This is a genomic window from Paraburkholderia steynii (assembly GCF_900100565.1).
GTDB lineage: Bacteria > Pseudomonadota > Gammaproteobacteria > Burkholderiales > Burkholderiaceae > Paraburkholderia > Paraburkholderia terrae.
This window is the reverse complement of the sequence record NZ_FNDI01000001.1, coordinates 167,164-192,465: the sequence shown is the minus strand read 5'-3', so window position 1 is coordinate 192,465 and position 25,302 is coordinate 167,164. Positions and strand designations below refer to the sequence as shown.

At 64.9% G+C, this 25,302-nt stretch carries 19 protein-coding genes; 9 read left to right on the top strand and 10 right to left on the bottom strand.

The features are described 5' to 3' along the window. Positions 1-45 precede the first annotated feature (45 nt). Complete coding sequence (locus tag BLT65_RS00875; RefSeq protein ID WP_042307219.1) at positions 46-537, top strand: glutathione peroxidase; 492 nt, start codon at positions 46-48, stop codon at positions 535-537. A gap of 7 nt (positions 538-544) precedes the next feature. Here the strand turns inward: BLT65_RS00875 and cls are convergent, their stop codons facing one another. From cls to dapC, 6 genes are all read right to left on the bottom strand, one after another. Beyond that, positions 545-1,984, bottom strand: coding sequence for a cardiolipin synthase (gene cls / locus BLT65_RS00870; RefSeq protein ID WP_091774101.1), 1,440 nt, complete (start codon positions 1,982-1,984; stop codon positions 545-547). A 294-nt stretch (positions 1,985-2,278) separates the two neighbouring features. Continuing rightward, entirely contained in the window at positions 2,279-3,166 is an 888-nt protein-coding gene (gene prmB / locus BLT65_RS00865) for a 50S ribosomal protein L3 N(5)-glutamine methyltransferase (protein ID WP_091774098.1), read from the bottom strand. 15 nt (positions 3,167-3,181) lie between these two features. Then, positions 3,182-4,321 carry a succinyl-diaminopimelate desuccinylase gene (gene dapE, locus BLT65_RS00860; RefSeq protein ID WP_091774096.1) on the bottom strand — a complete coding sequence of 380 codons (1,140 nt, stop codon included), beginning with the start codon at positions 4,319-4,321 and terminating at the stop codon, positions 3,182-3,184. A 129-nt stretch (positions 4,322-4,450) separates the two neighbouring features. After that, positions 4,451-4,816 carry an ArsC family reductase gene (locus tag BLT65_RS00855; RefSeq protein ID WP_091774094.1) on the bottom strand — a complete coding sequence of 122 codons (366 nt, stop codon included), beginning with the start codon at positions 4,814-4,816 and terminating at the stop codon, positions 4,451-4,453. Beyond that, the gene (gene dapD, locus BLT65_RS00850) at positions 4,816-5,643 is read right to left on the bottom strand and encodes a 2,3,4,5-tetrahydropyridine-2,6-dicarboxylate N-succinyltransferase (protein WP_091774091.1); all 828 of its coding nucleotides are present in this window, start codon (positions 5,641-5,643) and stop codon (positions 4,816-4,818) included. Before dapD ends, BLT65_RS00855 begins: the two co-directional genes overlap by 1 nt. Positions 5,644-5,738: 95 nt before the next feature. Beyond that, on the bottom strand, positions 5,739-6,956 hold the full coding sequence (gene dapC, locus BLT65_RS00845) for a succinyldiaminopimelate transaminase (RefSeq protein WP_042307226.1): 1,218 nt from the start codon (positions 6,954-6,956) through the stop codon (positions 5,739-5,741). A 278-nt stretch (positions 6,957-7,234) separates the two neighbouring features. On the opposite strand from dapC, the gene BLT65_RS47075 reads away from it, so the two are divergent. The 4 genes from BLT65_RS47075 (at position 7,235) to BLT65_RS00830 (ending at position 13,463) form a co-directional block, all read left to right on the top strand. Next, positions 7,235-7,396, top strand: a complete 162-nt coding sequence (locus BLT65_RS47075) for a hypothetical protein (RefSeq protein ID WP_167306433.1) — start codon at positions 7,235-7,237, stop codon at positions 7,394-7,396. Beyond that, on the top strand, positions 7,393-8,370 hold the full coding sequence (locus tag BLT65_RS00840) for a DMT family transporter (RefSeq protein ID WP_042307227.1): 978 nt from the start codon (positions 7,393-7,395) through the stop codon (positions 8,368-8,370). Before BLT65_RS47075 ends, BLT65_RS00840 begins: the two co-directional genes overlap by 4 nt. A gap of 167 nt (positions 8,371-8,537) precedes the next feature. Beyond that, positions 8,538-12,056 (top strand): chromosome segregation protein SMC, encoded by a 3,519-nt coding sequence (gene smc, locus BLT65_RS00835; RefSeq protein ID WP_091774089.1) that lies wholly within the window; start codon positions 8,538-8,540, stop codon positions 12,054-12,056. A 168-nt stretch (positions 12,057-12,224) separates the two neighbouring features. Further along, the gene (locus tag BLT65_RS00830; protein ID WP_091774087.1) at positions 12,225-13,463 is read left to right on the top strand and encodes a cell division protein ZipA C-terminal FtsZ-binding domain-containing protein; all 1,239 of its coding nucleotides are present in this window, start codon (positions 12,225-12,227) and stop codon (positions 13,461-13,463) included. A 137-nt stretch (positions 13,464-13,600) separates the two neighbouring features. Here the strand turns inward: BLT65_RS00830 and BLT65_RS00825 are convergent, their stop codons facing one another. Continuing rightward, positions 13,601-14,440: an alpha/beta hydrolase gene (locus tag BLT65_RS00825; protein ID WP_091774845.1), complete on the bottom strand. Its 840-nt coding sequence runs from the start codon at positions 14,438-14,440 to the stop codon at positions 13,601-13,603. Positions 14,441-14,691: 251 nt separating this feature from the next. On the opposite strand from BLT65_RS00825, the gene ligA reads away from it, so the two are divergent. Next, a complete protein-coding gene (gene ligA / locus BLT65_RS00820) occupies positions 14,692-16,743 on the top strand; it encodes an NAD-dependent DNA ligase LigA (RefSeq protein WP_091774085.1) in 2,052 nt (683 codons plus the stop codon). Next, complete coding sequence (gene def / locus BLT65_RS00815; RefSeq protein ID WP_007580570.1) at positions 16,740-17,273, top strand: peptide deformylase; 534 nt, start codon at positions 16,740-16,742, stop codon at positions 17,271-17,273. Before ligA ends, def begins: the two co-directional genes overlap by 4 nt. Before the next feature lie 81 nt (positions 17,274-17,354). On the opposite strand, the gene BLT65_RS47070 is transcribed toward def, so the two are convergent. Genes BLT65_RS47070 through map form a run of 3 tightly spaced genes read right to left on the bottom strand, consistent with a single transcriptional unit; the run spans position 17,355 to position 22,962 of the window. Then, positions 17,355-19,538: a pseudouridine synthase gene (locus BLT65_RS47070; RefSeq protein ID WP_167306432.1), complete on the bottom strand. Its 2,184-nt coding sequence runs from the start codon at positions 19,536-19,538 to the stop codon at positions 17,355-17,357. A 6-nt stretch (positions 19,539-19,544) separates the two neighbouring features. Then, entirely contained in the window at positions 19,545-22,124 is a 2,580-nt protein-coding gene (locus BLT65_RS00800) for a [protein-PII] uridylyltransferase (RefSeq protein ID WP_091774079.1), read from the bottom strand. 25 nt (positions 22,125-22,149) lie between these two features. Beyond that, positions 22,150-22,962: a type I methionyl aminopeptidase gene (map, locus tag BLT65_RS00795; protein ID WP_091774077.1), complete on the bottom strand. Its 813-nt coding sequence runs from the start codon at positions 22,960-22,962 to the stop codon at positions 22,150-22,152. Between the two features lie 446 nt (positions 22,963-23,408). On the opposite strand from map, the gene rpsB reads away from it, so the two are divergent. Continuing rightward, positions 23,409-24,161, top strand: a complete 753-nt coding sequence (gene rpsB / locus BLT65_RS00790) for a 30S ribosomal protein S2 (RefSeq protein WP_042307235.1) — start codon at positions 23,409-23,411, stop codon at positions 24,159-24,161. 189 nt (positions 24,162-24,350) lie between these two features. Continuing rightward, on the top strand, positions 24,351-25,232 hold the full coding sequence (gene tsf / locus BLT65_RS00785; protein WP_042307269.1) for a translation elongation factor Ts: 882 nt from the start codon (positions 24,351-24,353) through the stop codon (positions 25,230-25,232). Positions 25,233-25,302 lie beyond the last annotated feature (70 nt).

Genomic DNA, 25,302 nt, shown 5'->3' with positions numbered 1-25,302 from the left:
CGGCATCGAAACACCTACACTAACGACATTCCTGGAGGGCGGCACATGGCAGCGGACAACACTTCTATTTATTCCTTTTCGGCGAGCACACTGGGCGGCGAGCCGGTCAGTCTCGACCGCTACGACGGCAAGGTGATGCTGATCGTCAACACGGCGAGCGAATGCGGTTTCACGCCGCAGTACGCGGGCTTGCAGAAGCTTCACGAGCAGTACGCGGCGCGCGGGCTGCAGGTGCTGGGCTTTCCGTGCAACCAGTTCGGCAAGCAGGAACCCGGCGACGCCGCGCAGATCGGCGCATTCTGCGAAAAGAACTACGGCGTCACGTTCCAGATGTTCGACAAGATCGACGTCAACGGTTCGGACGCGCACCCGCTGTTCAAATTTCTGAAAGACGAGGCGCCCGGCGTGCTCGGCATCGAAGCGATCAAATGGAACTTCACGAAGTTCCTCGTCGACCGCAGCGGCAAGGTCGTCAAGCGCTACGCGCCGACCACGAAGCCCGAAACGATCACAGACGACATCGAAGCGCTGCTGTAAGCACGCGTCACAGGATCGGCGCGAAGAGCCGCGCGACATGCATCAACACGCGCCGCAGTGCCGGCGCGTTGCGATACTCGCTGCGGTCGATCTCGAACGATTCGGCGAAGTCGCGCAGCAGCATCTCTTCGACTTCGTGCGCAAAGCCGTGGTCCACGGTCAGCACCATGATCTCGAAGTTCAGGCGAAACGACCGGTTGTCGAGATTCGCGCTGCCCACGGCCGCCGCGACGTCGTCGATCAGCACCACCTTTTGATGCAGAAAGCCCGGCCGGTAACGGAACACGCGTACGCCCGCGCGTATCGAGTCGTACGCGTAGAGCTTGGACGCCTCGAACACGACGCGGTGATCGCGCCGGCTCGGAATCAGGATGCGCACGTCGACGCCGCGCAGTGCCGCGAGCCGTAAGGCGGCGAACACGGCTTCGTCGGGCACGAGGTAGGGCGTGGTGATCCAGACACGCTCGCGCGCCGCATTGATTGCTTCGACGAAGAACAGCGAGCAGGTTTCTTGTTTGTCCGCCGGGCCTGTCGGCACGACGAGGCAGTGCATGCCATCGCCGGGTCTCGCGGGCGGCGGTGAGTCGAAGACCGGCAGATCCTGCGTGGCCCAGTACCAGTCTTCCGTGAACACGAACTGGATGCTGGCGACGGCGGGGCCGCGCACTTCGATATGCGTGTCGCGCCACGGCGACAGGGGCGGCTTGCCGCCCAGATACTCGACGCCGACGTTATGTCCGCCGACGAACGCGCGCTCGCCGTCCACCACGACGATCTTGCGGTGATTGCGGAAGTTGAGCTGGAAACGGTTGACGAACTGCCGGTTCGTCGCGAACGGATGCATCTGCACGCCGCCCGCGAGCAGCGACGCGACATAGCGATGCGGCAGGTCGAAGCTGCCGATGCTGTCGTACAGCACATACACGCGCAGGCCTTGCGCGGCCTTCGCGAGCAGCGCGTCCTTGAGCATTTCGCCGAGCGCGTCGGCACGCACGATGAAGAACTGCACGACGATGTAGTGCTGCGCGGTTTCGATCGCATCAAGAATCGCGGCGAACGTTGCTTCGCCGTTCACGAGCGTGCGCACATGGTTACCCGGCAGAAACGGCATGCCGGACAGGCGCGTGAGCGAGCGCACGAATTGATGGCCGAGCACTTCCGTCGGACGGCCGTGCGACGAGGCTTCCGTGTCCCACTCAGGCGGATGCGCGCGCGTGCGCAGCGTTTCGTTCTCGAGGCGGCGCGCGTCCGCGTAACCGGCGAACTTGCTGCGCCCGAGGAACAGATACGGAACCAGCGTCAGATACGGCATCGCGACGAGCGACACCGCCCACGCGATCGCGCCTTGCGATGTGCGGGTGTGCAGGATGGCGTGGCAAGCCGCGATCACGCCCAGCGCATGGGCGAGAAACACGAGCGTGCCGATGTGAAGCAGATCGAATTGCATAAGCGTGCGAGCGTCGGCCTTCCGCTGCGCGTAGTTGACTTCGTGGCGGCACTTGTCGAGGCCGGGCTCGTTTACTTGGCTACATTGCCGGGCTACAGCAGCGCGGTCGCGCTCATATTACCGAAAGCGCTGGCGTCGCGGTCAGCCCGTCGTCAAAGCGTGACGGCCTTTTACGCAAATCGATGCTTATGCACATCGAATGCACGGGCCCAAAAGCATTCGACGCACGGCACCCAGGCGGGTGGCGTGCGTCGTGGTGTGCGACGATCAGGCGCTTGCGAGCACCTGACGGCCTCAATTGCCGGGCAGATCGCTGGCCTGGATCAGGAACACGTTGTCGTCGCCGGCGCTGGTCGACATCCACACGAGGTCGAGGCCGCCGAACGCCGCTTCGACATGCGCGCGCTCGTTGCCGATCTCGATCACCAGCACGCCTTCGTCGGTCAGCCAGTTGCGTGCATCGGCGATGATGCGACGCACGATATCCATGCCGTCCGCGCCGCCCGCGAGCGCCATTTCCGGCTCGTGTTTGTATTCAGCGGGCAGCGCCTTCATCGATTCCGCGTTCACGTACGGCGGATTCGTGATGATCACGTCGTAGCGGCGCTCGGGCAGCGGCGCATACAGATCGCCTTCGAAGAGCGCCACGCGCTCGTCGAGCTGGTAGTCGTGGACATTGCGCGCCGCGACTTCGAGCGCGGCGGGCGACAGGTCAACGGCATCGATGTCGGCATTCGGGAAGGCGTGCGCCGCGAGAATCGCGAGACAGCCGGAGCCCGTACACAGTTCGAGCACCGCGCCAACCTGTTCGGGGTCCTCGACATACGGCTGCAAGCCATCCTGCAGCAGCTCGCCAATGAACGAACGCGGCACGATCACGCGCTCGTCGACATGGAAGCGATAGCCGTGCATCCACGCTTCCTGCGTGATGTAGGCGGCGGGCACGCGATCCTTCGCGCGCCGCTCGACCACTTTCAGCACCGCGTCGATTTCTTCGGACGTGAGGCGTGCATCGAGAAACGGCTCGAGCAGGTCGATGGGCAGATGCAGCGTGTGCAGCACGAGATACGCGGCTTCGTCATAAGCGTTCGACGAGCCGTGGCCGAACGCCAGGTCGGCCTGGTTGAACTGCGACACCGCATGGCGCAGCACATCGCGAACCGTGGAAAACGGATGAGTCATGGTCTGGGCCCTCCGTCAGGCGATCAGTTGTTCGAGCACGCGTCGATAGACGTTCTTGAGCGGCTCGATATGTGCAACTTCGACATGTTCGTCGATCTTGTGGATGCTCGCATTCAACGGGCCGAATTCGATCACCTGCTTGCAGATGCGCGCGATGAACCGGCCATCGGACGTGCCGCCCGTGGTGGACAGTTCCGTCGTGAGGCCCGTTTCGGCGTGGATCGCGCTTTCCAGCGCATTCGACAACTCGCCGCGCGGCGTCAGAAAGGGCTGGCCGCTCACGGTCCACTTCAGGTCGTACTCGAGGCCGTGCTTGTCCAGAATCTGGTGTACGCGGCTTTGCAGTTCTTCCACCGTGCTCGCCGTCGAAAAGCGGAAGTTGAACATCACTTCCGCGTGACCCGGAATGATGTTGGTCGCGCCCGTGCCGCTATGGATGTTCGAAACCTGCCAGGTGGTAGGCGGGAAATATTCGTTGCCTGCGTCCCAGTGCTCGGCGACCAGTTCGGCGAGCGCGGGCGCGAGCAGATGCACCGGGTTCTTCGCGAGATGCGGATAGGCAATGTGCCCTTGCACGCCCTTGACGGTCAGCTTGCCCGACATCGAGCCGCGGCGGCCGTTCTTCACCATGTCGCCGAACTGCACGCTCGACGTCGGCTCGCCCACCACGCAATAGTCGAGACGCTCGCCGCGCGCTTGCAGCGCTTCAACGACCTTCACGGTGCCGTCCGTCGCCGGGCCTTCTTCGTCGCTCGTGATGAGCAACGCGAGCGAGCCGCGATGCTGCGGATGCGCGGCGACGAACTCTTCGCTCGCCACCACGAAGCCGGCAATCGACGCCTTCATGTCGGCGGCGCCGCGTCCGTACAACTTGCCGTCGCGGTGAGTCGGCTCGAACGGCGCGGAGGTCCATTGATCGAGCGGGCCCGTCGGCACGACGTCGGTGTGACCCGCGAACGCGAGCAGCTTGCCGTCCTGGCCCGCGGTGCCGCGCTTGACGGCCCACAGGTTCGTCACGCCGTTCGATTCGATCGTTTCGCATTCGAAGCCGATTGCGGACAGGCGCTCGATCAGCAGGCGCTGGCAGTTCTGGTCGTCGGGCGTGACGGACGCGCGGCCGATCAGGGCTTCGGTAAGGGCAAGTGTGCCGGACATCGATTCAGTTCCTTCCAACCAGCAGATGAGACGCGTGGCCAACGGTCACGCTTGAATCCAGGGTGAAAAAATGCCGGCCCGAAGGGGCCGGCAACAGCTTTTACCTGCGTGCGTTGAAGCGCAGAAAGCTCAGGCGAACAGCGACGCGTAGTTTTCCGCCGAAAAGCCCAGCGTCTTCACGCGGCCGTTCACGACGATGACGGGCCGCTTGATGATCGACGGTTTGTGGATCATCAGCGCGATCGCACCGGCCGTCGTGTCGGCCTCGGCCTTATGCACGTCCGACAGGCCGCGCCAGGTCGTGCCGCGCTTGTTGATGAGCTGATCGAGCGGCACATCCTCGAGCCAGTCCTCGATCAGCTTGTCATTCACGCCGGCCTTCTTGAAGTCGTGAAACTCGAACTCGACGCCGTGTTCCTCGAGCCACACGCGCGCTTTCTTCACGCTGTCGCAATTCGGAATGCCGTAGACGGTCGTCTTCGCGCCGCGCGCCATCAGTCGCCTCGCAGCAGTTCGTTCAGGCCGACCTTCGCGCGCGTCTTGGCGTCGACCTTCTTGACGATCACGGCGCAGTACAGGCTGTGCGACCCGTCCTTCGACGGCAGGTTGCCCGCGACCACCACCGAGCCAGCCGGAATGCGGCCATACGTGACTTCGCCCGTTTCGCGGTCGTAGATCTTCGTGCTCTGGCCGAGGTACACGCCCATCGAAATAACCGAGTTCTCTTCGACGATCACGCCTTCGACGACTTCCGAGCGCGCGCCGACGAAACAGTTGTCTTCGATGATGACGGGGTTGGCCTGCAGCGGCTCCAGCACGCCGCCGATGCCCACGCCGCCCGACAGGTGTACGTTCTTGCCGATCTGCGCGCACGAGCCGACGGTGGCCCACGTATCGACCATCGTGCCTTCGTCGACGTAGGCGCCGATGTTCGTGTACGACGGCATCAGCACGACGTTCTTCGCGATGAACGAGCCGCGGCGCGCGATGGCGGGCGGCACGACGCGGAAGCCGCCTGCGGCGAAGTCTTCAGCCGTGTAGTTGGCGAACTTCGACGGCACCTTGTCGTAGAACTGCGAGTAACCGCCGGCCGGCATCGGCGCGTTGTCTTCGAGGCGGAACGACAGCAGCACGGCCTTCTTCAGCCACTGGTTGACGACCCAGTCGCCATCCTTCTTTTCGGCGACGCGCAGCGCGCCCTTGTCGAGTTGCTCGATGGCATGCGCGACGGCTTCGCGCACGTCGGCGGGCGCGGCCTTCGGCGACAGCTCGGCGCGGTTGTCCCAGGCGGTATCGATGATCTGCTGAAGTTGTTGCGACATGTTCGTGGTGCTCTTTCGAGAAGGTTGAAATCGGAAAGCGGGTGAGGGTGGAGCGCAGCGGCGGCGCTCCCTGCGACGTGTGAGAAATGCCGGATCTAGCTTTTCAGCGAGCGGCAGAACTCGACGATGCGCCGCGCGCCCTCCGTGCATTCGTCGACGCCCGCGACCAGCGCGAGGCGGACGAAGTCGCGGCCAGGGTTCGTGTCGTGCGCGGTGCGCGCGAGATACGAGCCGGGCAGAACCGTCACATTATAGTCGGCGTACAGGCGGCGGGCGAACTCGTCGTCCGTCAGGCCCGTGCGCGCGACGTTCGCCCACAGGTAGAACGCGGCGTCGGGCAGCTTGACGTCGAGCACGTCGGCGAGCATCGGCGTGACGGTCGAGAACTTCTGCACGTACATCGCGCGGTTTTCGCGCACGTGCGCCTCGTCGCTCCACGCAGCAATGCTCGCAGTTTGAAAGACGGTCGACAAGGCGGCGCCGTGATAAGTCCGGTATAGCAGGAACTGCTTGAGAATGGCCGCGTCGCCCGCGACGAAACCCGAGCGCATGCCCGGCACGTTCGAGCGCTTTGACAGGCTCGACAGCATCACGAGCCGCTCGAAACCCCGGCCGAGCTTGTGCGCCGCTTCCAGACCGCCGAGCGGCGGACGCGCCTCGTCGAAATAGATCTCCGAGTAGCATTCGTCCGACGCGATCACGAAGCCGTGACGGTCCGACAGCTCGAACAGTTCGCGCCAGTCGTCGAGCGTCAGCACGGCGCCCGTCGGGTTGCCCGGCGAGCAGACGTAGAGCAGCTGCGTGCGCGCCCAGACGTCATCGGGAATGGCGGAATAGTCGCACGCGAAGTTGCGCTTCGGGTCGCTGTTGGCGAAGTATGGCTGCGCGCCCGCCAGCAGCGCCGCGCCTTCGTAGATTTGATAGAACGGGTTCGGACAGAGTACGATCGCAGGTTCGCCCCTGGCGTTTTTCTTCGGGTCGATCACCGTCTGCGCCAGTGCGAACAGCGCCTCGCGCGAGCCGGACACGGGCAGCACCTGGGTGGCGGGGTCGACGGGCGGCAGGTTGTAGCGCCGCGTGACCCATTTCGCGATGGCTTCGCGCAGCGCCGGCGTGCCGAGCGTGAGCGGATAGGCCGCGAGACCGCCGAGCGAATCGATCACGGCTTTCTTGATCAGCTCGGGCGTCGGATGTTTCGGCTCGCCGATCCCGAAGCTGATGTGCGCAAGGCTGGCGGGCGGTGTGACGTCCTTGAAGAGCAGGCGCAGCTTTTCGAAGGGATAAGACTGAAGGGAGTCGAGTAGCGGATTCACTTGGCGGTTCGGCGTAGGTTCGGCGTGTTGCAGGACGGATTGTCGGACTGACACAGGCTGACACAGCGAAAGCGGCGCGCGGCGGACACGATGCGCAGGCCCTTGGATGCGGTGGCATCGAAGCGGCTGCGCGGCACCGGCGACGAGCGATCGATTATAGCGTGTCGGCGGGCCGCGGCACGGCGCATCGGCCATCTGGACAAGGCTTTGCGGCGCCGGGAACGAGATGGGCGCGCCAAACGCGATGCGCCCGGCACAAAGAAGAAAGTGGAGACACAATGCGGGCAGTCACCGGATGCAACGGTAAAGAATTCAGCGGCAAAGGCTGGCAGCGATCACGCGCCGCCGTCGCCGGGAATACACAGGGCAACAAGGGCAACACGCAACGCAAGGCAGTCATGCAATACACGCTGGACATCGGCGGGAGCATCGCGCGATGAATCTCCCGCTTCGCAACACCTTGGGCCACGCATGGCCGACGCTCGCGATCATGCTGGGCGCGTCGGTATGGGGCATGGTCTGGTATCCGCTGCGCATGCTCCACGCGCTTGGCGTGACGGGCACGGCCGCGAGCGCGCTGACGAGCGGCGCGGGGTGCCTGTTCGTGCTGCTCGTGCGGCGCAGCGCGATCAGGACGGTCCGCTGGCATTGGCTGCTGCCCGCGCTCGCGCTGTTCGCGGGCATCACCAATCTTGGCTTCGTGTGGGGCGCGATCCACGGCCAGGTGATGCGCGTGCTGCTGCTGTTCTATCTGACGCCCGCATGGACCGCGCTTTTCGCGCATTTCATCCTGCACGAGCGGCTGACGTGGGCGGGCGCGGGGCTCGCTGCGCTGTCGCTGGCGGGCGCAATGATGATGCTGTGGTCGCCGCAGCTCGGCATTCCCGTGCCCGGCAGTCTCGCTGAATGGGCGGGGCTCGCGGCGGGCATGTCCTTCGCGATGAGCAACGTGCTGACCCTCAAGACGAGCCGCGTGCTGCCCGGCATGAAGGCGGAGATGCGTACGGCGGTGATCTTCGGTGGCGCGGCGATTTTTGGCGGTTGCGCATCTTTCTTCGAATCGATGCCCGCGCCGCCGACGGGCGAGCACATCGGCATGGCCGTGTTCCTCGTGCTCGCGATCGGCTTCGTGCTGGCCACCAACAACATGCTCGTGCAATACGGACTCGCGCGCGTGCCGGCCAACCGGGCGTCGATCATCATGCTGTTCGAGATCGTCATCACAGCGCTCACGGCGTGGCTGTTCGCGGGCGAAGTGCCCGGTCCGCGCGAATGGGCGGGCGGCGCGTGCATCGTGCTGGCGTCGGCGCTGTCGAGCTGGGTGCATCGGGCGAAGCCTGCGGAGAAGACGGACGCCGGCAAGGATGGAAACGCCGATGGCAACGGTAAGAATCGCCCACGCGCGATGGTATGATTGCCCCTCATTGGCCGGCGGTGCAGCGTAGGGCGCACCGCGGCGCCGGAATCGCAGCGGGCTCGCGCTCCATCGTGCCGTCAGTCGGGGTGTGAACCCGATGGCGGTTCGCAGATGAACCCGCGCGTTCCGTTTCCATAAATTATTTCTCAAACAGCGAAATCGCCGTGCGTCTGACCTCGATCAAACTCGCTGGCTTCAAGTCATTCGTCGATCCCACGCATTTCCAGGTTCCGGGCCAGCTCGTCGGCGTGGTCGGTCCCAACGGTTGCGGCAAGTCCAACATCATCGATGCCGTGCGCTGGGTGCTCGGCGAATCGCGCGCCTCGGAGCTGCGCGGCGAGTCGATGCAGGACGTGATCTTCAACGGCTCGACGGCGCGCAAGCCGGGTAGCCGCGCCAGCGTCGAACTCGTGTTCGACAACGCCGACGGCCGTGCCGCCGGCCAGTGGGGCCAGTATGCCGAAATCGCCGTCAAGCGCGTGCTGACGCGCGACGGCACGTCGAGCTACTACATCAATAATCTCCCGGCGCGCCGCCGCGACATTCAGGACATCTTCCTCGGCACGGGTCTCGGCCCGCGCGCGTACGCGATCATCGGGCAGGGCATGATTGCGCGGATCATCGAGGCGAAGCCCGAAGAACTGCGCGTGTTTCTCGAAGAAGCCGCGGGCGTGTCGAAGTACAAGGAACGCCGCCGCGAAACCGAGAACCGTCTGCACGACACGCGCGAGAATCTGACGCGCGTCGAGGATATCGTCCGCGAACTGACGGCGAATCTGGAAAAGCTCGAAGCGCAGGCCGTCGTTGCGACGAAGTACAAGGATCTGCAGGCCGAAGGCGAAGAAAAGCAGCGCCTGTTGTGGCTGTTGCGCAAGAACGAAGCGGGCACCGAGCAGGACAAGCAGAAGCGCGCCATCGAACAGGCGCAGATCGACCTCGAAGCGCATACGGCGAAGCTGCGCGAAGTCGAAGCGCAACTCGAAACGCTGCGCGTCGCGCACTATTCGGCCAGCGACGCGATGCAGGGCGCACAAGGCGCGCTGTACGAAGCGAACGCCGAGGTGAGCCGCCTCGAAGCCGAGATCAAGTTCATCGTCGAATCGCGCAACCGCGTGCAGGCGCAGATCGCCGCGCTGACGGCGCAGCGCGAGCAGTGGCTCGCGCAGGCGCAAAAGGCTCAGGACGATCTCGAAGACGCCGAAATCCAGCTTGGGGAAGGCGAAGAAAAGGCTGTGATCGCCGAAGAGACGGCGGCCGCGAAGCACGACGCGATGCCCGCGCTCGAAGCGCGCTGGCGTGATGCGCAATCGCAACTGAACGAGGAACGCGCCGGTATCGCGCAGACCGAGCAGGCGCTCAAGCTCGAAGCCGCGCACCAGCGCAACGCCGACCAGCAGTTGCAGCAGTTGCAGCAGCGTCAGGAACGTCTGAAGACGGAAGCGGGCGGATTGGACGCGCCCGACGAGGCGCAGCTTGAAGAGTTGCGCATGCAGCTTGCCGAGCACGAAGAGATTCTGAGCGAAGCGCAAGCGCGTCTCGCCGATGCACAGGACACGCTGCCGCGTCTGGACGGCGAGCGCCGCGCCGCGCAAGATCGCGTGCAGGCGGAAAGCGCGCAGATCCATCAGCTCGAAGCACGTCTGGCCGCACTGCGCCAGTTGCAGGAAAACGTGCAGACGGAAGGCAAGGTCCAGCCGTGGCTCGACAAGCACGAGCTTGGCGCGCTGCCGCGTCTGTGGAAGAAGCTGCATGTCGAAGCCGGTTGGGAAACCGCGCTCGAATCTGTGCTGCGCGAGCGTCTTGCCGCGGTCGAAGTGTCGAATCTCGACTGGGTGAAGCACTTCGTCAGCGACGCGCCGCCCGCCAAGCTCGCCTTCTACGCGCCGCCCGCGGCCGGTCAGCCGGTCGCTGCGCCACCGTCGCTGCGACCGTTGGTGTCGCTGGTGCGCATCGACGACGCCGGTATCCGCGCGGTGCTCAACGATTGGCTCGGCAACGCGTTCATCGCCGACGATCTGCCCCAGGCGCTGTCGATGCGCGCGCAACTGCCGGAAGGCGGCGCGTTTGTCGTGAAGGCCGGGCACGTCGTGACGCGCGTCGGCGTGCAACTGTACGCGGCCGATTCCGAGCAGGCGGGCATGCTCGCGCGTCAGCAGGAAATCGAAAACCTGACGCGCCAGGTGCGCGCGCAGGCGCTGCTCGCCGAAGAGGCGAAGGCAGCCGCGATTCGCGCGGAAGCCGCGCATACGCAGGCATCGAATGCGTTGACGGAAGTGCGCCAGCAAGCCGAGCGCGCGACCCAGCGCGTACACGCGCTGCAGATGGACGTGCTCAAGCTCACGCAGGCGCACGAACGCTACACGCAGCGCAGCACGCAGATCAGCGAGGAACTCGAAGAGATCACCGCGCAGATCGACGAACAACGCGCGTTGCGTGCCGAATCGGAAGCGAACTTCGAGCGCCACGACGGCGAACTCGCCGAGTTGCAGGCGCGTTTCGAAGACAACCAGCTTGCGTTCGAATCGCTCGATGAAGAACTTGGCAACGCGCGCAACGAAGCGCGAGAGCTCGACCGCGCCGCCACCGATGCACGCTTTGCCGCGCGCAACTCGGCGAACCGTATCGACGAGCTGAAGCGCAGTATTCAGGTCGCGCATGAGCAGAGCGAGCGCGTCGCCGGTTCGCTCGAAGACGCGCGCGCCGAACTCGAAACGATCAACGAGCAGACAGCGCACACGGGTTTGCACGACGCGCTCGAAATCCGCCGCGCGAAAGAAGAGTCGCTGCACGCGGCGCGTCTCGAACTCGACGATCTGACCGCGAAGCTGCGCGCTTTGGACGAACTGCGGCTGACCACTGAACGCTCGTTGCAACCGCTGCGCGACCGCATCACCGAATTGCAGTTGAAGGAACAGGCCGCGCGCCTGAACGCCGAGCAGTTCATCGAGCAGCTGACGGCGGCGGGTGTCGACGAAGCCGACCTGCAGGCAAAGCTCACGTCGGACATGAAACCGTCGTATCTGCAGGGCGAAGTGACGCGCATCAACAACGCGATCACCGCGCTCGGCCCCGTCAACATGGCCGCGCTCGACGAGCTGAAGGCGGCGTCGGAACGCAAGACTTTCCTCGACGCGCAATCGGCCGACCTGAACAACGCAATCGAAACGCTCGAAGACGCGATCCGCAAGATCGACCAGGAAACGCGCACGCTGCTGCAAGGCACGTTCGACCAGGTGAACCATCATTTCGGCGAGCTGTTCCCGCGTCTCTTTGGCGGTGGCCAGGCGAAACTCATCATGACGGGCGACGAGATTCTCGACGCCGGCGTGCAGGTGATGGCGCAGCCGCCGGGCAAGAAGAACTCGACGATTCACCTGCTGTCGGGCGGTGAAAAGGCGCTGACGGCGACGGCCCTCGTGTTCGCGATGTTCCAGTTGAATCCGGCGCCGTTCTGTCTGCTCGACGAAGTGGACGCGCCGCTCGACGACGCGAACACCGAACGTTTCGCGAACCTCGTGCGCGCGATGTCGGAGAAGACGCAGTTCCTGTTCATTTCCCACAACAAGATCGCGATGGAAATGGCGCAGCAACTGATCGGGGTGACGATGCAGGAGCAGGGCGTCTCGCGGATCGTGGCCGTCGACATGGAAACGGCTGCGGGATTTGTCCAGAATATCGTTTAAACGTCCACCCGCGTGCGGCTTTGGTTGTGCGCGGGTGTTGCTGAAACAGAAGAACTCGCTGCGCGTCTGCGCCCGCAGCGGCGGCACGTGCCACCTTCGGTGCCACGTGTCAGCCGCGCGAATCCGGCGTAGCGCGCAACGACGAAAAGAATTGCAGATGGAGCGTGCATGGACGAGTTGACACTCGGATTGATTGGCGCGGGCGCCGTGGTGGTCGGGGGAGTAGTGGTCTACAACGCGTGGCAGGGCGCGAAGGTGCGCCGCAAGATGCCGCGGCCGATGCCCGCCGATGCGGCGGACCCGCTCGTCCGGGACGACCAGATGGAGCAAAGCCCGTTCATCGAGCCGGCGCGCCCGACGACGCGCCGTGAATCCACTGCGGGCGAGCAGGCGGAAGCCGCTCGCGTCGAGCCGACTTTCGGCGGCGTCGCGCCGCTCGATACCCCTGCGGATATCCAGGCTGAGAACACGTCGCCGAACGGCTTCCCCGAAGATGAAGAGGCCGCGCAGCCGGGTGCCGAGGTGCAAGCCGACGACGAGCGCAACGAGCCGATTCTGCCCGCCGCCACGACGATTTCGTCGGCGCCGCCGGCCATTGTCGATCGACGTATCGACTGCATCGTGCCGATCAGGCTTTCGTCGCCCGTGACGGGCGACAAGGTGCTGCCGCTCGCGCAGCGTCTGCGCCGCGCGGGCAGCAAGCCGGTGCATATCGAAGGCAAGCCGGAAGGCGGCGGCGCGTGGGAACTGCTGCAAAACGGCGTGCGCTACGAAGACCTGCGCGCGGCCGCGCAGCTTGCGAACCGCAGCGGCCCGCTCAACGAGCTGGAGTTCTCCGAGTTCGTTACGGGTGTGCAGCAATTCGCCGACGCGCTCGATGCATCGCCCGAGTTTCCGGACATGATGGAAACGGTGTCGATGGCGCGCGAACTCGACGGCTTTGCCGCGCAATGCGACGCGCAACTGTCGATCAACGTGCTGTCCGATGGCGCGCCATGGTCGGCCAACTACGTGCAGGCCGTCGCGTCGCAGGACGGACTGCTGCTGTCGCGCGACGGCACGCGCTTCGTCAAGCTTGACGCCAAGCAAAGTCCGGTGTTCATGCTGCAGTTCGGCGACACCAACTTCCTGCGCGACGATCTCACGTACAAGGGCGGCCAGATGATCACGCTGGTGCTCGACGTGCCCGTCGCGGATGAAGACATCCTGCCGTTCCGCCTGATGTGCGACTACGCGAAGTCGCTGGCCGAGCGTATCGGCGGGCGCGTGGTCGACGATGGCCGCCGGCCGCTGCCCGAAAGCGCGCTGCTCGCGATCGAGCAGCAGTTGATGACGCTTTATGCGAAGCTCGAGCAGGCGGGGATTCCCGCTGGCTCGCCAGCGACGCGGCGACTGTTCAGCCAGTAAGCGCACGACACTTGTTACGCGACGAAGCGTCGTCGCAACTATACAAACCGCCTGACGCGCGCTGCCGCTTCAGGCGGTTTTCATTTTGACTTGCCGATTCGCGTAGTTGCCTTGCGCAGCGCACTCTGCGGACGGCTTCATCCCACGTCGTCCTGCCACGGTTGGCCGCTGATCCACGCCTTGATCGCGGCGACCACCGCCTCGTCCCTTCCATAGAACCCATGATGCGATAGCGCCTCGCAGGGTTTGCCGCGCACGTCGCCGCCATGCACGGTGATCAGCGCGTACTGGCCGCTCTCCGCGATGCGTCTTAGCGCTTCGTACGAGCAGAGGAAGCAGCCGTCATCGGCGTGCTGCACGAATAGCTGGCGCGGACGAATCGCGCCGTAATCGAAGCCGATCAACGGCGTGGCCTGGCCGCGCGCGGGACTGCTGAGCGTGGAGGTATGCACGACGGCGTCCCATACGTCGGGCAACGCGCGGCCTACATAGGCCGTCGAGATCGTGCCGCGGCTGGTGCCGACCAGCACGAGCTTCGCCTGCGGGAAGCGGTTGCGCAGACTGGCTGCGACCTGGGCGAGATCCTGCGCGGAGCGCGGCGACGCGCGGAACGCGTCGGAGTAGCCGCCGGGTTGATCGGACGGGGCATCGACGATTGCCGTTGCGAATTGCGCGTCCACGAAGAGCTGGCGTGCGCGAATCAGGAAGTTGTTCTTCTCGCGCATGCGGATCGCGCCGTCGGGCTGTTGCGACAGTTCGAGATCGCCCGCGCTGCCTGGAAACATCACGAGGACCCAACGCGGCGCGCTGCCGTCTTGCTGCGTGAGTAGATAGGAGATCGACGTGCCCTCCGCGAGCGGCACGCTGACCACCTGCTCGCTTGCCATTGCGCCTCGCGCGCTGAAAAGGGCTAGCGCTCCCAGAAGCACGAGCAGGCAACGGACGAAATGGACAAAGCAGACGACGATAGCGGACATGGCGATAGGTTCTCCCAGTCGATGCGTGCCGCTGTGGACAGAAGCACGCGATGGACGGCAGGCGACAAGGTCGCATTGCGAGCCGCGCGCTGTCAACGGTTTGCGCGCGAACTGGCCGATCGGCCAGGACTTGTAGGAATACGTTCGGCCTGGGTTTGCGCGCGCACGAAACTGGCCATCCGGCCGATGCGACAGGAAGCGCTTCCTGAGATAATCTGACATCCCGTTACCATCCGCGAAACGCCGACAGCATGGCCCGAACCAACGTCCCTGATCCAGCAACCAGCGCACCCGCCGAGCGGGCGTTGTGGCTGCGCGCCGAACTCGAGCGCGCGAACCACGCGTACTATGTGCTCGACCAGCCGGACTTGCCCGACGCGGAATACGACAAGCTGTTCAAGGAACTGCAGCAGGTCGAAAGCGAGCATCCCGATCTGATCACACCGGATTCGCCCACGCAGCGGGTCGGCGGCGAAGTGGCGAACGGCTTTCAGCCCGTCGTACACGACCTGCCGATGCTGTCGCTGAACAACGGCTTTTCGGATGAAGACATCGCGGCTTTCGACAAGCGCGTGTCGGACGCGCTGCATGAGGCGAGTGTCGACTACGCGTGCGAACTGAAGTTCGACGGTCTGGCCATCTCGCTGCGCTACGTGGACGGCCAGTTCACGCAGGCGTCCACGCGCGGCGACGGCGCGACGGGCGAGGACGTGACGGAGAACGTGCGCACCATCCGCTCGATACCTTTGAAGCTCAAGGGCAAGCGTGTGCCGAAGCTGCTCGACGTGCGCGGCGAAGTGCTGATGTTCAAGCGCGATTTCGACAAGCTGAACCAGCGTCAGCGTGACGCGGAACAGCGCGAATTCGCGAACCCGCGCAATGCGGCGGCGGGCAGTTTGCGGCAACTCGATTCGAAGATCACCGCGCAGCGTCCGCTGTCGTTCTTTGCGTATGGGATCGGCGTGCTCGACGGCATTGAGATGCCGGCCACGCACAGCGAACTGCTCGACTGGTATCACGAGATGGGCTTGCCCGTGAACAGCGAGCGCGCGGTCGTACAGGGCGCCGAAGGGTTGCTCGGCTTCTTCCAGAAGGTGGGCGAGAAGCGTGACAAGCTGCCGTACGACATCGACGGCGTCGTCTACAAGGTGAACCGCCGCGACCAGCAGGACACGCTGGGCTTCGTTTCACGCGCACCGCGCTTCGCGCTCGCGCACAAGTTCCCTGCGCAAGAGGCGTTGACGAAGCTCGTCGCCATCGACGTGCAGGTCGGACGCACGGGCGCGATCACGCCCGTCGCGCGGCTGGAGCCGGTGTTCGTCGGCGGCGCGACCGTGACGAACGCGACGCTGCACAACGAGGACGAAGTACGTCGCAAGGACATCCGTATCGGCGACACGGTGATTGTGCGGCGTGCGGGCGACGTGATTCCCGAGGTAGTCGGCGCGCTGCTCGACCGGCGTCCGGCCGACGCGCACGAGTTCGTGATGCCGACGCAATGCCCCGTATGCGGTTCCGCGATCGAACGTCTGCCGGACGAAGCAATCGCGCGCTGCTCGGGCGGCCTGTTCTGTCCGGCGCAGCGCAAGCAGGCGCTGTGGCACTTCGCGCAGCGCCGCGCGCTCGATATCGACGGGCTGGGCGAAAAGATCATCGATCAACTCGTTGAACTGAATCTGGTGCGCACGCCCGCCGATCTCTTCAACCTCGGCTTTACGACTCTCGCCGAACTCGACCGCTTCGCGGAAAAGTCCGCGCAGAACCTCATCGACTCGCTCGAAAAGGCCAAGCACACCACGCTCGCGCGCTTCATCTACGCGCTCGGCATCCGGCATGTTGGCGAATCGACGGCGAAAGATCTGGCGAAGCACTTCGGCTCGCTCACGCCGATCATGGATGCATCGGTCGAAGAACTGCTCGAAGTGAACGATGTCGGCCCCATCGTCGCCGAGGCGATCCACCAGTTCTTTGCCGAGGAGCACAACCGCACGGTCATCGAGCAGTTGCGCGCGCCCGGCAAGGTGACATGGCCGGAAGGACCGCCCGCGCCGAAGGCGCCGCAGGGCGTGCTGGCGGGCAAGACGGTCGTGCTGACGGGCACGCTGCCCACGATGGGCCGCGACGAGGCGAAGGAGTTGCTGGAAGCGGCCGGCGCGAAGGTGGCCGGCTCGGTGTCGAAGAAGACCGATTACGTGGTGGCGGGTGCCGAAGCGGGCAGCAAGCTCGCAAAGGCCGAGGAACTCGGCATCCCCGTGCTCGACGAAGATGGTATGCGTAAGCTCCTGGAGGGGCAGACAACATGATTCACGAGATCCTCAAGATGGGCGATCCGCGCCTGCTGCGCATCGCCAAGCCAGTCGATCATTTCGACACGCCCGAACTGCACGAACTCGTCCGGGACATGTTCGAGACGATGCATGACGCCAATGGCGCCGGGCTCGCCGCGCCGCAGATCGGCGTCGATCTTCAGGTCGTCATCTTCGGTTTCGGCCATAACGAGCGTTATCCCGACGCGCCTTCCGTGCCGGAAACGGTGCTGATCAATCCGACCATCACGCCCGTATCGCTGGATACGGAAGAGGGCTGGGAAGGCTGCCTGTCGGTGCCGGGCTTGCGCGGCGCCGTCAGCCGCCTGTCGATGATTCGCTATCACGGCTTCGATCAGTTCGGCAAACCGATCGATCGCGTCGCCGAGGGCTTCCATGCGCGCGTCGTCCAGCACGAGTGCGATCACCTGATCGGCAAGCTGTATCCGATGCGTATCACAGACTTTTCCAAGTTCGGCTTTACCGAAGTGCTGTTTCCCGACCTCGATCCGAAATCGGACGATTGAGTTTCAGACGCCGAAAAGGAAAAAGCCCGCGTGAGCGGGCTTTTTTCATCTCGAGAGGCGTCAATGGACTGACGCCCGATCTCAGAACGACTCGTCCGGACCGAGATAGCGCCACTGCCCTGGCGGCAATGCGCCGAGCATGACCCGACCCATCCGCACGCGCTTGAGGCCCACGACCTCCAGCCCGACCAGTTCGCACATCCGGCGAATCTGACGCTTCTTGCCTTCGCGCAGCACGAAGCGCAGTTGTTCGCCGTTCTGCCAGTCGACCAGTGCGGGCTTGAGCGGCACGCCGTCGAGTTCGAGGCCGTGGCGCAATTGCTCGAGACTTTCGTGCGGGAAGTGTTGCTCGACGTCCGTTTCGACGTCGCCGTACGCGACGCGCACCAGGTATTCCTTGTCGATTTCCGAATGGCCGCCGATCAACTGCTTCGCGACGCGGCCGTCCTGCGTCAACACCAGCAAGCCCGTCGAGTCGATGTCGAGGCGGCCCGCAGGCGCAAGCTGGCGCAGATGCGCGACCGAGAAGCGCGTGTCCGTCTGGTCGCCGTCCCAGTGGTTCTCGGGTTTGACGAGCGTCACGGCCGGCTCGTAACCGTCTTCCGCCTGACCCGATACCAGGCCAACCGGCTTGTGGATGAGGATCGTGACCAGCTTCATCTGCATGGCTTGCGCGGCGGGATCGATCTGGATATCGGCGTCGGGGCGCACCTTCGTGCCGAGCGTATCGATGACGGTGCCGTCGACGGTTACCCAGCCTTTCTCGATCCATTCGTCCGCTTCGCGGCGCGAGCACAGGCCGAGTTCGGACATCAGCTTCGACAGGCGCAGGTTGCCGGGGGCGTCGTTGAATTCGCCCTCGTCGCGATGGCGCGGGGCGGGCTCCGGGCGAGCCTTGCGCGCCGGTTTCGGGGCCGCGCGGTCGAATTGGGCCGGGCGGTCGAAACTGTCGTCGAGCGAGCGTGGGTCGCGTTTTGTCTTCGGTACGCGCGGTGCTGCGCTGGTTGACGCATCGCCGTCTGCGCGGTTTGCGTACGCGCTCTTCACTGGCTTCGCGTAGGTGCGTTCGCCGCGGGCTTGCGCGTCGTCGCTGCTAGTACGGCGCGGCGCACCTTCGCTGCGCGGGCGTCGTTCGGCGGATGCATCGCGCTCGCCGGAGAGGCGCGGGCGGGGCGATTCGCTGCGGTCGCGCGGTGCGCTACGGCGTGCGTCGCCCTCCCGCGGTGCGCGGGGGGCGCGGCGTGCGTCGTCGTCACGGCCAAAGCGCGGTGCGCTACGGCGTTCGTCGCCTTCGCGCGGGGCGCGGGGAGCCCGGCGCGCATCGTCGTCACGGCCGACACGCGGCGCACTACGGCGTTCGTCGCCGTCACGCGGAGCGCGGGGGGCGCGGCGTGCGTCGTCGTCGCGGGAGAAGCGCGGTGCGCTGCGGCGTTCGTCGCCGTCACGCGGGGCGCGGGGAGCACGGCGTGCATCGTCGTCACGGCCGACACGCGGCGCACTACGGCGTTCGTCGCCCTCACGCGGGGCGCGGGGCGCACGGCGTGCATCGTCGTCACGGGAGAAGCGCGGCGCACTACGGCGTTCGTCGCCGTCACGCGGGGCGCGGGGCCCACGGCGTGCGTCGTCGTCGCGAGAGAGACGCGGTGCGCTGCGGCGTTCGTCACCCTCACGCGGAGCGCGGGGTGGACGGCTTGCGTCGCCGTCACGGGAGAAGCGCGGTGCGCTGCGCCGTTCGTCGCCATCGCGGGAAAAGCGCGGTGCGCGTTCGCCTGCGCCTGCCGAAGCGGCGCCACGCGAAGGACGATCCGACGGCGCGCGTCGTTCGGTCCGGTCGCCCGCGTCACGACGGAAACCACCGCTTCCTGCCGAGCCTTCCTTACGCGCCGGACGGTCACCCGTCGAACGGCGTTCGAACGTGCCGGAATCGCTACGTTCGCGCGAACCCGCGCCCGCTGCGCGCGCGGGCCGGTCGCCGGAGCGCGGCGATGCGCCGTCACGCGCACCCGCCGACGGTCCGCGTCGTTCGCCCGGGCCGCCCGCAGGCTTGCCGGCAGCGCGCCTCGGTGTTTCGCCGCTCGCTGCCGCGCCTCGGCGCGCAGCACCTGCGCCGGCGGAGCCGGCGCCGCCGCGCGGCCCCGTCGAAGCAGCGCCTTTGGCTGGGGCGGCGGGCCGCGTCGTCTTGCGTGCAGTCGTGCTGCCCGGACGCACAGGGGTGCGCTCGGACGAACTCGGCCGCGGATGCTTGGCTGTCAGTTTGACTCGCATGAAATCTCACACTGCGATCGCGCGCAGCAGCTCCGTTTCGACCTGGATTTGTCGACGGTTGTCAGAGAGGCCGTGTCCATCGAGTAGGAACACGTCCTCGACGCGTTCGCCGAGTGTATTGATCCGCGCCGCATGGACGCCGACCCGGTGCTCGGCCAGCACGCGCGCGATCGAATAAAGAAGGCCCGGCCGGTCGTTGGCCGACACGGACAGGATGTAATACTGGCCGCGCTCGTCGGCCCGCAGGTCGACGCGCGGCGTCACGGGGAACGTGCGCGACAGGCGCGACAGCCGGCCCTTCGACGGCTCCGGCAACAACGTGCCTTCCGCCTTCAGGCGCCCTGCCAGTTCCTGTTCGACGAGGTTGGCGATGTCGCGATAGTGGACGTCACGCTCGGTATGCGCAACGAGAAAGTTGTCGAGCGCATAGCCGTGCCGGGTGGTGCTCACGCGCGCATCGAGCACGGACAGCGAATTGCGGTCGAAATACGCGCAGATGCCCGCAAACAGATCGGGGCGGTCCTTCACGTAGACGAGCACCTGCAGCGCCTCGCCGATGGGCGAGGGACGCGCGCGCACGATCGGCGTCTCCGTCTCCACGTGACGGTGCAGCACGCGCGTCTGCCACGCGATGTCGGCGGCGTCGTGGCGCAGGAAGTAGCCGACGTCGAGCTTGTCCCACAGCGCGCGGTGCGCGTTCTCGGGCACCGTTTCGAGGCGCAGCAGCGCGAGCGCTTCTTCCTGGCGCTGCTTGAGTTCCGAATGCGCGTCCGGGCGGGCGCCGCCGAGTACGGCGAGCGTCGCGCGGTACAGGTCTTCGAGCAGCTTGCCTTTCCACGTGTTCCAGACTTTCGGGCTGGTGCCGCGAATGTCGGCCACCGTCAGCAGATACAGCGCCGTCAGGCGCCGCTCGGTGCCGACCAGATCGGCGAACCGCTTGATCACTTCCGGGTCGCTCGTGTCCTGCTTCTGGGCGACCTGGCTCATCGTCAGGTGATGCTGGACGAGCCAGACGATCAGCGCCGTGTCGTCGGTGGAAATGTCGTGCTCGCGGCAGAAGCGGCGCGCGTCGGCCATGCCGAGGGTGGAGTGATCGCCGCCGCGGCCTTTCGCGATGTCGTGGAACAGCGCGGCCACGTACAGCACGTACGGCCGCTCGAAGTTCACGATCAGCTGGCTGCAGAACGGGTATTCGTGTGCGTGCTCGGCGACCGCGAAGCGTCGCATGTTCCGAAGCACCATCAGAATGTGCTGATCGACGGTATAGACGTGATACAGATCATGCTGCATCTGTCCGACGATGCGGCGGAAGTTCAGCAGATAGCGCCCCAGCACGCTGGTCTGGTTCATCAGACGCATCGCATGCGTGATGCCCTGCGGCTGCTTGAGGATTTCCATGAAGAGGCGCCGGTTTTCCGGATCGCGCCGCCAGCGGTGGTCCATCTTGTCGCGCGCGTTGTACAGCGCGCGCAGCGTGCGTGCAGACAGCCCTTTGACGCCGGGCGTCTCTTCATACAGCAGGAAGGCTTCGAGGATCGCGTTCGGCTCGCGCTCGAAAACGTCGTCACTGGCGATTTCCAGCATGCCTTGTTTCTCGACGAAACGATCGGACAGAACGCGAGTGATACCGCTCGTGCTGGGAAAAAGCTGCGCTTCGATGTTCTGGATCAGAATGGTCGACAGCTGCGTGACGGCTTTGGCGGCCCAGTAGTAGCGGCGCATCAGCTGCTCGCTGGCGCGTCGCGTGGACGTGGCCTTGAAGCCGAAGCTCTCGGCGAGCGGATTCTGCAGGTCGAACACCAGAATGTCCTGGCGACGCCCCGCCAGCACGTGCAGACGCGCGCGCAGCGCTTTCAGGAAGCCTTCGTTGCGGCGCAGTTCGCGCGCTTCACGGTCGGTGATCAGGCCGCGCGCATCCAGCTCGCGCCAGCTGCTGCCGAAGCCGGCTGCTTGGGTAATCCACAGAATCAGCTGAAGGTCGCGCAGACCGCCTGGACTTTCTTTGACGTTCGGTTCGAGCGAGTAGGGCGTGTCCTGGAATTTCGCATGACGCTGGCGCATTTCCAGGACTTTTGCCTGGAAGAACGCGCGCGGGTCGAGTGCGTCGCGGTAGCGCAGCGAAAAGCTCTCAAACAGCGCCGTGCTGCCGACGATGCGCCGCGCTTCGAGCAGCGAAGTCTGCACGGTGACGTCGTTCGCCGATTCCTCGATGCATTGCGAGACCGTGCGCACGCTGCTGCCCAGTTCCAGCCCCAGATCCCACGCGAGCCCGATGAAGCGCTCGATGCGCGCTTCGAGATGCGCCACTGGCTCGTCGGGCAGCAGCACCAGAATGTCGATGTCGGAGTGGGGTGCGAGTTCGCCGCGCCCGTACCCGCCGACGGCCAGCAGCGCCAGCGATGCGGGCAGTTCGCACGCGGTCCACGCGCCGCGCAGCGCGTCGTCGGTGATGCGCGCGAGCGCGTGCATCAGCGTGTCGACATTGGTCGCGGTCTTGAAGCGATCGAGCAGCGGGGTCTTGGCCACCTTGTAGTCCGCCTTGAGAGACGTGGCATCGGAAAGGGCGACAGCGTGAACGCTACTCATAGGCGGCGGGTGGCGGGGAAGGTGATCAGGCTGTGGCGGCGGCCGCGATTTGCGGGCGAGCGGGCGTGCCGGCGGAAACGGTCAGCACTTCGTAGCCCGTCGGCGTGACGAGAATGGTGTGCTCCCATTGCGCGGACAGGCTGCGGTCCTTGGTCTTGACGGTCCACTGGTCGGGCATCGTCCGGATGTCACGGCGGCCGGCGTTGATCATCGGCTCGATCGTGAAGATCATGCCCGCCTGCAACTCGATGCCCGTGCCCGGGCGGCCGTAGTGCAGCACCTGCGGCTCGTCGTGGAAAACCTGGCCGATGCCGTGCCCGCAATACTCGCGCACGACGCTGTAGCCGAGGCCTTCCGCGTGCTTCTGGATTGCATAACCGATGTCGCCGAGATGCGCGCCCGGGCGCACCTGCTCGATCCCGAGCCACATGCATTCGTACGTGGTCTGGACGAGGCGCTTCGCCATGATCGAGCCTTCGCCGACGATGAACATGCGGCTCGTGTCGCCGTAATAGCCGTTTTTGATGACCGTGACGTCGATATTGAGCGCGTCGCCGTTCTTCAGCGCCTTGTCGCCGGGAATGCCGTGACAGATCACGTCGTTCACCGACGTGCAGACGGCCTTCGGAAACGGCGGATAGCCCGGCGGCTGATAGTTCAGCGGCGCGGGAATCGTGCCCTGCACGTTCGTCATGTATTCGTGGCACAGGCGGTCGAGTTCGCCCGTCGTGATGCCGGGTTTGACGAACGGCGTGATGTAGTCGAGCACCTCGCTCCCGAGGCGTCCGGCGATGCGCATCTGCGCGATATCGTCTTCGTTTTTGAGCGTAATAGCCATGAGTCGGGCCTGAAATGCGGGTTATCGTGTAATTATCGCACCTTATTCACGTGATCGCTGGAATTTGCGGGGCGCGAGGGTTGGCCGCGGCGCTTGTGGCGGGCGTTCCGCGCGGCCTTGCCGGGCGGCCAGATGGTGCGCGAGCAGGGCAATTGCCGCCGCTGCGGTGCAACCGGTGGTCCACACGGTAGCTACCGCGCAGGTTGAGTCCTGCAATGCTCGCGTGCTATACTCTTTGGCTAAGTCAATCGCCAGTTTGAATATTCCATATTCAACTCGGCGGCAGGCTTCTTCGTGAGCGGCGTCATGCATGTATATGACGCGGTTCGCGGAATTCGCAAGCCGGCGCACCCAGGGTGTTCGCGGCGTCAGGTCTTCCCGAAGCGGCGAAGACGGCGCGGCGGATACGGCAGCCGGCTTAAGACCCAACCCTAGCGGAGATTTTCATGGCAGTTACCATGCGTCAAATGCTGGAAGCCGGTGTCCACTTCGGTCACCAGACGCGCTTCTGGAACCCCAAGATGGCCCCCTTCATCTTCGGCCATCGCAACAAGATTCACATCATCAACCTCGAAAAGACGCTGCCGATGTACAACGACGCGCTGAAGTACGTGCGTCAACTGGCAGCGAACCGCGGCACGATCCTGTTTGTCGGCACGAAGCGTCAATCGCGCGACACGATCGCTGAAGCAGCGCAACGCGCAGGCATGCCGTTCGTCAACGCACGCTGGCTCGGCGGTATGCTGACCAACTTCAAGACGCTGAAGGTTTCGATCAAGCGCCTGAAGGACATGGAGGCAGCAGTCGAGGCAGGCGAGCTCGAGAAGATGAGCAAGAAGGAAGCGCTGCTGTTCGAACGCGAAATCGCCAAGCTGCAAAAGTCGATCGGCGGCGTGAAGGACATGGGCGGCATTCCTGACGCAATTTTCGTCGTCGACGTCGGCTATCACAAGATTGCCGTGACGGAAGCGAACAAGCTGGGCGTGCCCGTCATCGCCGTGGTCGATACGAACCACTCGCCGGAAGGCGTGGATTACGTGATCCCGGGCAACGACGACGCAAGCAAGGCTGTCGCGCTGTACACGCAAGGCGTGGCTGACGCGATCATCGAAGGCCGTGCGAACGCGGTCAATGAAGTCGTGCAGGCTGCCCGCGGTGGCGACGGCGACGAGTTCGTCGAGGTCAACGGGGAAGCGTAAAGCACCCTGTGTCCGGCAAAAAAGGGGGCTCTCTATAGGCCCCCTTTTTTTAAGTCGCGACGATCTGAATGAGCGTGCCGCAACGGGCACGCGGCAGCGCCCGAAAAAAGTGCGCTGCGCAGGAAACGAAATCCTGTCGCCGGCATCGAATGCGGGCGGCGTGTGACAGACAGACTCAAGGAGCGAATGATGGCGGCAATTACCGCAAGCATGGTGGCAGAACTGCGCGCGAAGACCGATGCGCCGATGATGGAATGCAAGAAGGCGCTGACGGAAGCCGACGGCGACATGGCGCGTGCGGAAGAACTGCTGCGCGTGAAGCTCGGCAACAAGGCAAGCAAGGCAGCGTCGCGCGTCACGGCTGAAGGCGTGATCGCTTCGTTCATCGAAGGCGGCGTTGGCGCGATCGTCGAACTGAACTGCGAAACCGACTTCGTTTCGAAGAACGACGACTTCATCGGCTTCACGAAGCAGGTCGCCGAACTCATCGTCAAGCAAAACCCGGCTGACGTCGCTGCACTGTCGGCGCTGCCGCTGGAAGGCTCGACGGTCGACGCAGTGCGCTCGGCGCTGGTCGGCAAGATCGGTGAAAACCTGTCGATCCGCCGTTTCGCACGCTTCGAAACGTCGAACAAGCTGGCCGCGTACCTGCACGGCACGCGTATCGGCGTGCTGGTCGAGTACACGGGCGCGGACGAGCAGGTCGGCAAGGACGTCGCGATGCACATCGCGGCAATGAAGCCGGTCTCGCTGTCGTCGGACGAAGTTCCCGCTGACCTCATCGCCAAGGAACGCAGCATCGCCGAACAGAAGGCTGCTGAATCCGGCAAGCCGGCTGAGATCGTCGCGAAGATGGTCGACGGCTCGGTGCAGAAGTACCTGAAGGAAGTGTCGCTGCTGAACCAGCCGTTCGTGAAGAACGACAAGCAGACGATCGAGCAGATGCTGAAGGCAGCGAACTCGAGCGTGCAGAAGTTCGCGCTGTTCGTGGTCGGCGAGGGCATCGAGAAGCGTCAGGACGACTTCGCGGCCGAAGTCGCTGCGCAAGTCGCTGCTGCAAAGCAGCAATAAGCGTTATTTAAGTTTCACGCAGTACTGTTTCACCCGCGGCGGAGCTGGACTTCGCCGCGGTCGGCAGCGC

Bases quoted from the DNA above. Each gene is read 5' to 3' on its own strand.
- def (WP_007580570.1), top strand. From the start codon at position 16,740: ATGATTCACGAGATCCTCAAGATGGGCGATCCGCGCCTGCTGCGCATC.
- prmB (WP_091774098.1), bottom strand. From the start codon at position 3,166: ATGACTCATCCGTTTTCCACGGTTCGCGATGTGCTGCGCCATGCGGTG.
- map (WP_091774077.1), bottom strand. From the start codon at position 22,962: ATGGCTATTACGCTCAAAAACGAAGACGATATCGCGCAGATGCGCATC.
- cls (WP_091774101.1), bottom strand. From the start codon at position 1,984: ATGCAATTCGATCTGCTTCACATCGGCACGCTCGTGTTTCTCGCCCAT.
- BLT65_RS00840 (WP_042307227.1), top strand. From the start codon at position 7,393: ATGAATCTCCCGCTTCGCAACACCTTGGGCCACGCATGGCCGACGCTC.
- rpsB (WP_042307235.1), top strand. From the start codon at position 23,409: ATGGCAGTTACCATGCGTCAAATGCTGGAAGCCGGTGTCCACTTCGGT.
- BLT65_RS00800 (WP_091774079.1), bottom strand. From the start codon at position 22,124: ATGAGTAGCGTTCACGCTGTCGCCCTTTCCGATGCCACGTCTCTCAAG.
- dapE (WP_091774096.1), bottom strand. From the start codon at position 4,321: ATGTCCGGCACACTTGCCCTTACCGAAGCCCTGATCGGCCGCGCGTCC.
- BLT65_RS00855 (WP_091774094.1), bottom strand. From the start codon at position 4,816: ATGGCGCGCGGCGCGAAGACGACCGTCTACGGCATTCCGAATTGCGAC.
- BLT65_RS00830 (WP_091774087.1), top strand. From the start codon at position 12,225: ATGGACGAGTTGACACTCGGATTGATTGGCGCGGGCGCCGTGGTGGTC.
- BLT65_RS47070 (WP_167306432.1), bottom strand. From the start codon at position 19,538: ATGCGAGTCAAACTGACAGCCAAGCATCCGCGGCCGAGTTCGTCCGAG.
- tsf (WP_042307269.1), top strand. From the start codon at position 24,351: ATGGCGGCAATTACCGCAAGCATGGTGGCAGAACTGCGCGCGAAGACC.
- dapD (WP_091774091.1), bottom strand. From the start codon at position 5,643: ATGTCGCAACAACTTCAGCAGATCATCGATACCGCCTGGGACAACCGC.
- ligA (WP_091774085.1), top strand. From the start codon at position 14,692: ATGGCCCGAACCAACGTCCCTGATCCAGCAACCAGCGCACCCGCCGAG.
- BLT65_RS00825 (WP_091774845.1), bottom strand. From the start codon at position 14,440: ATGTCCGCTATCGTCGTCTGCTTTGTCCATTTCGTCCGTTGCCTGCTC.
- BLT65_RS00875 (WP_042307219.1), top strand. From the start codon at position 46: ATGGCAGCGGACAACACTTCTATTTATTCCTTTTCGGCGAGCACACTG.
- BLT65_RS47075 (WP_167306433.1), top strand. From the start codon at position 7,235: ATGCGGGCAGTCACCGGATGCAACGGTAAAGAATTCAGCGGCAAAGGC.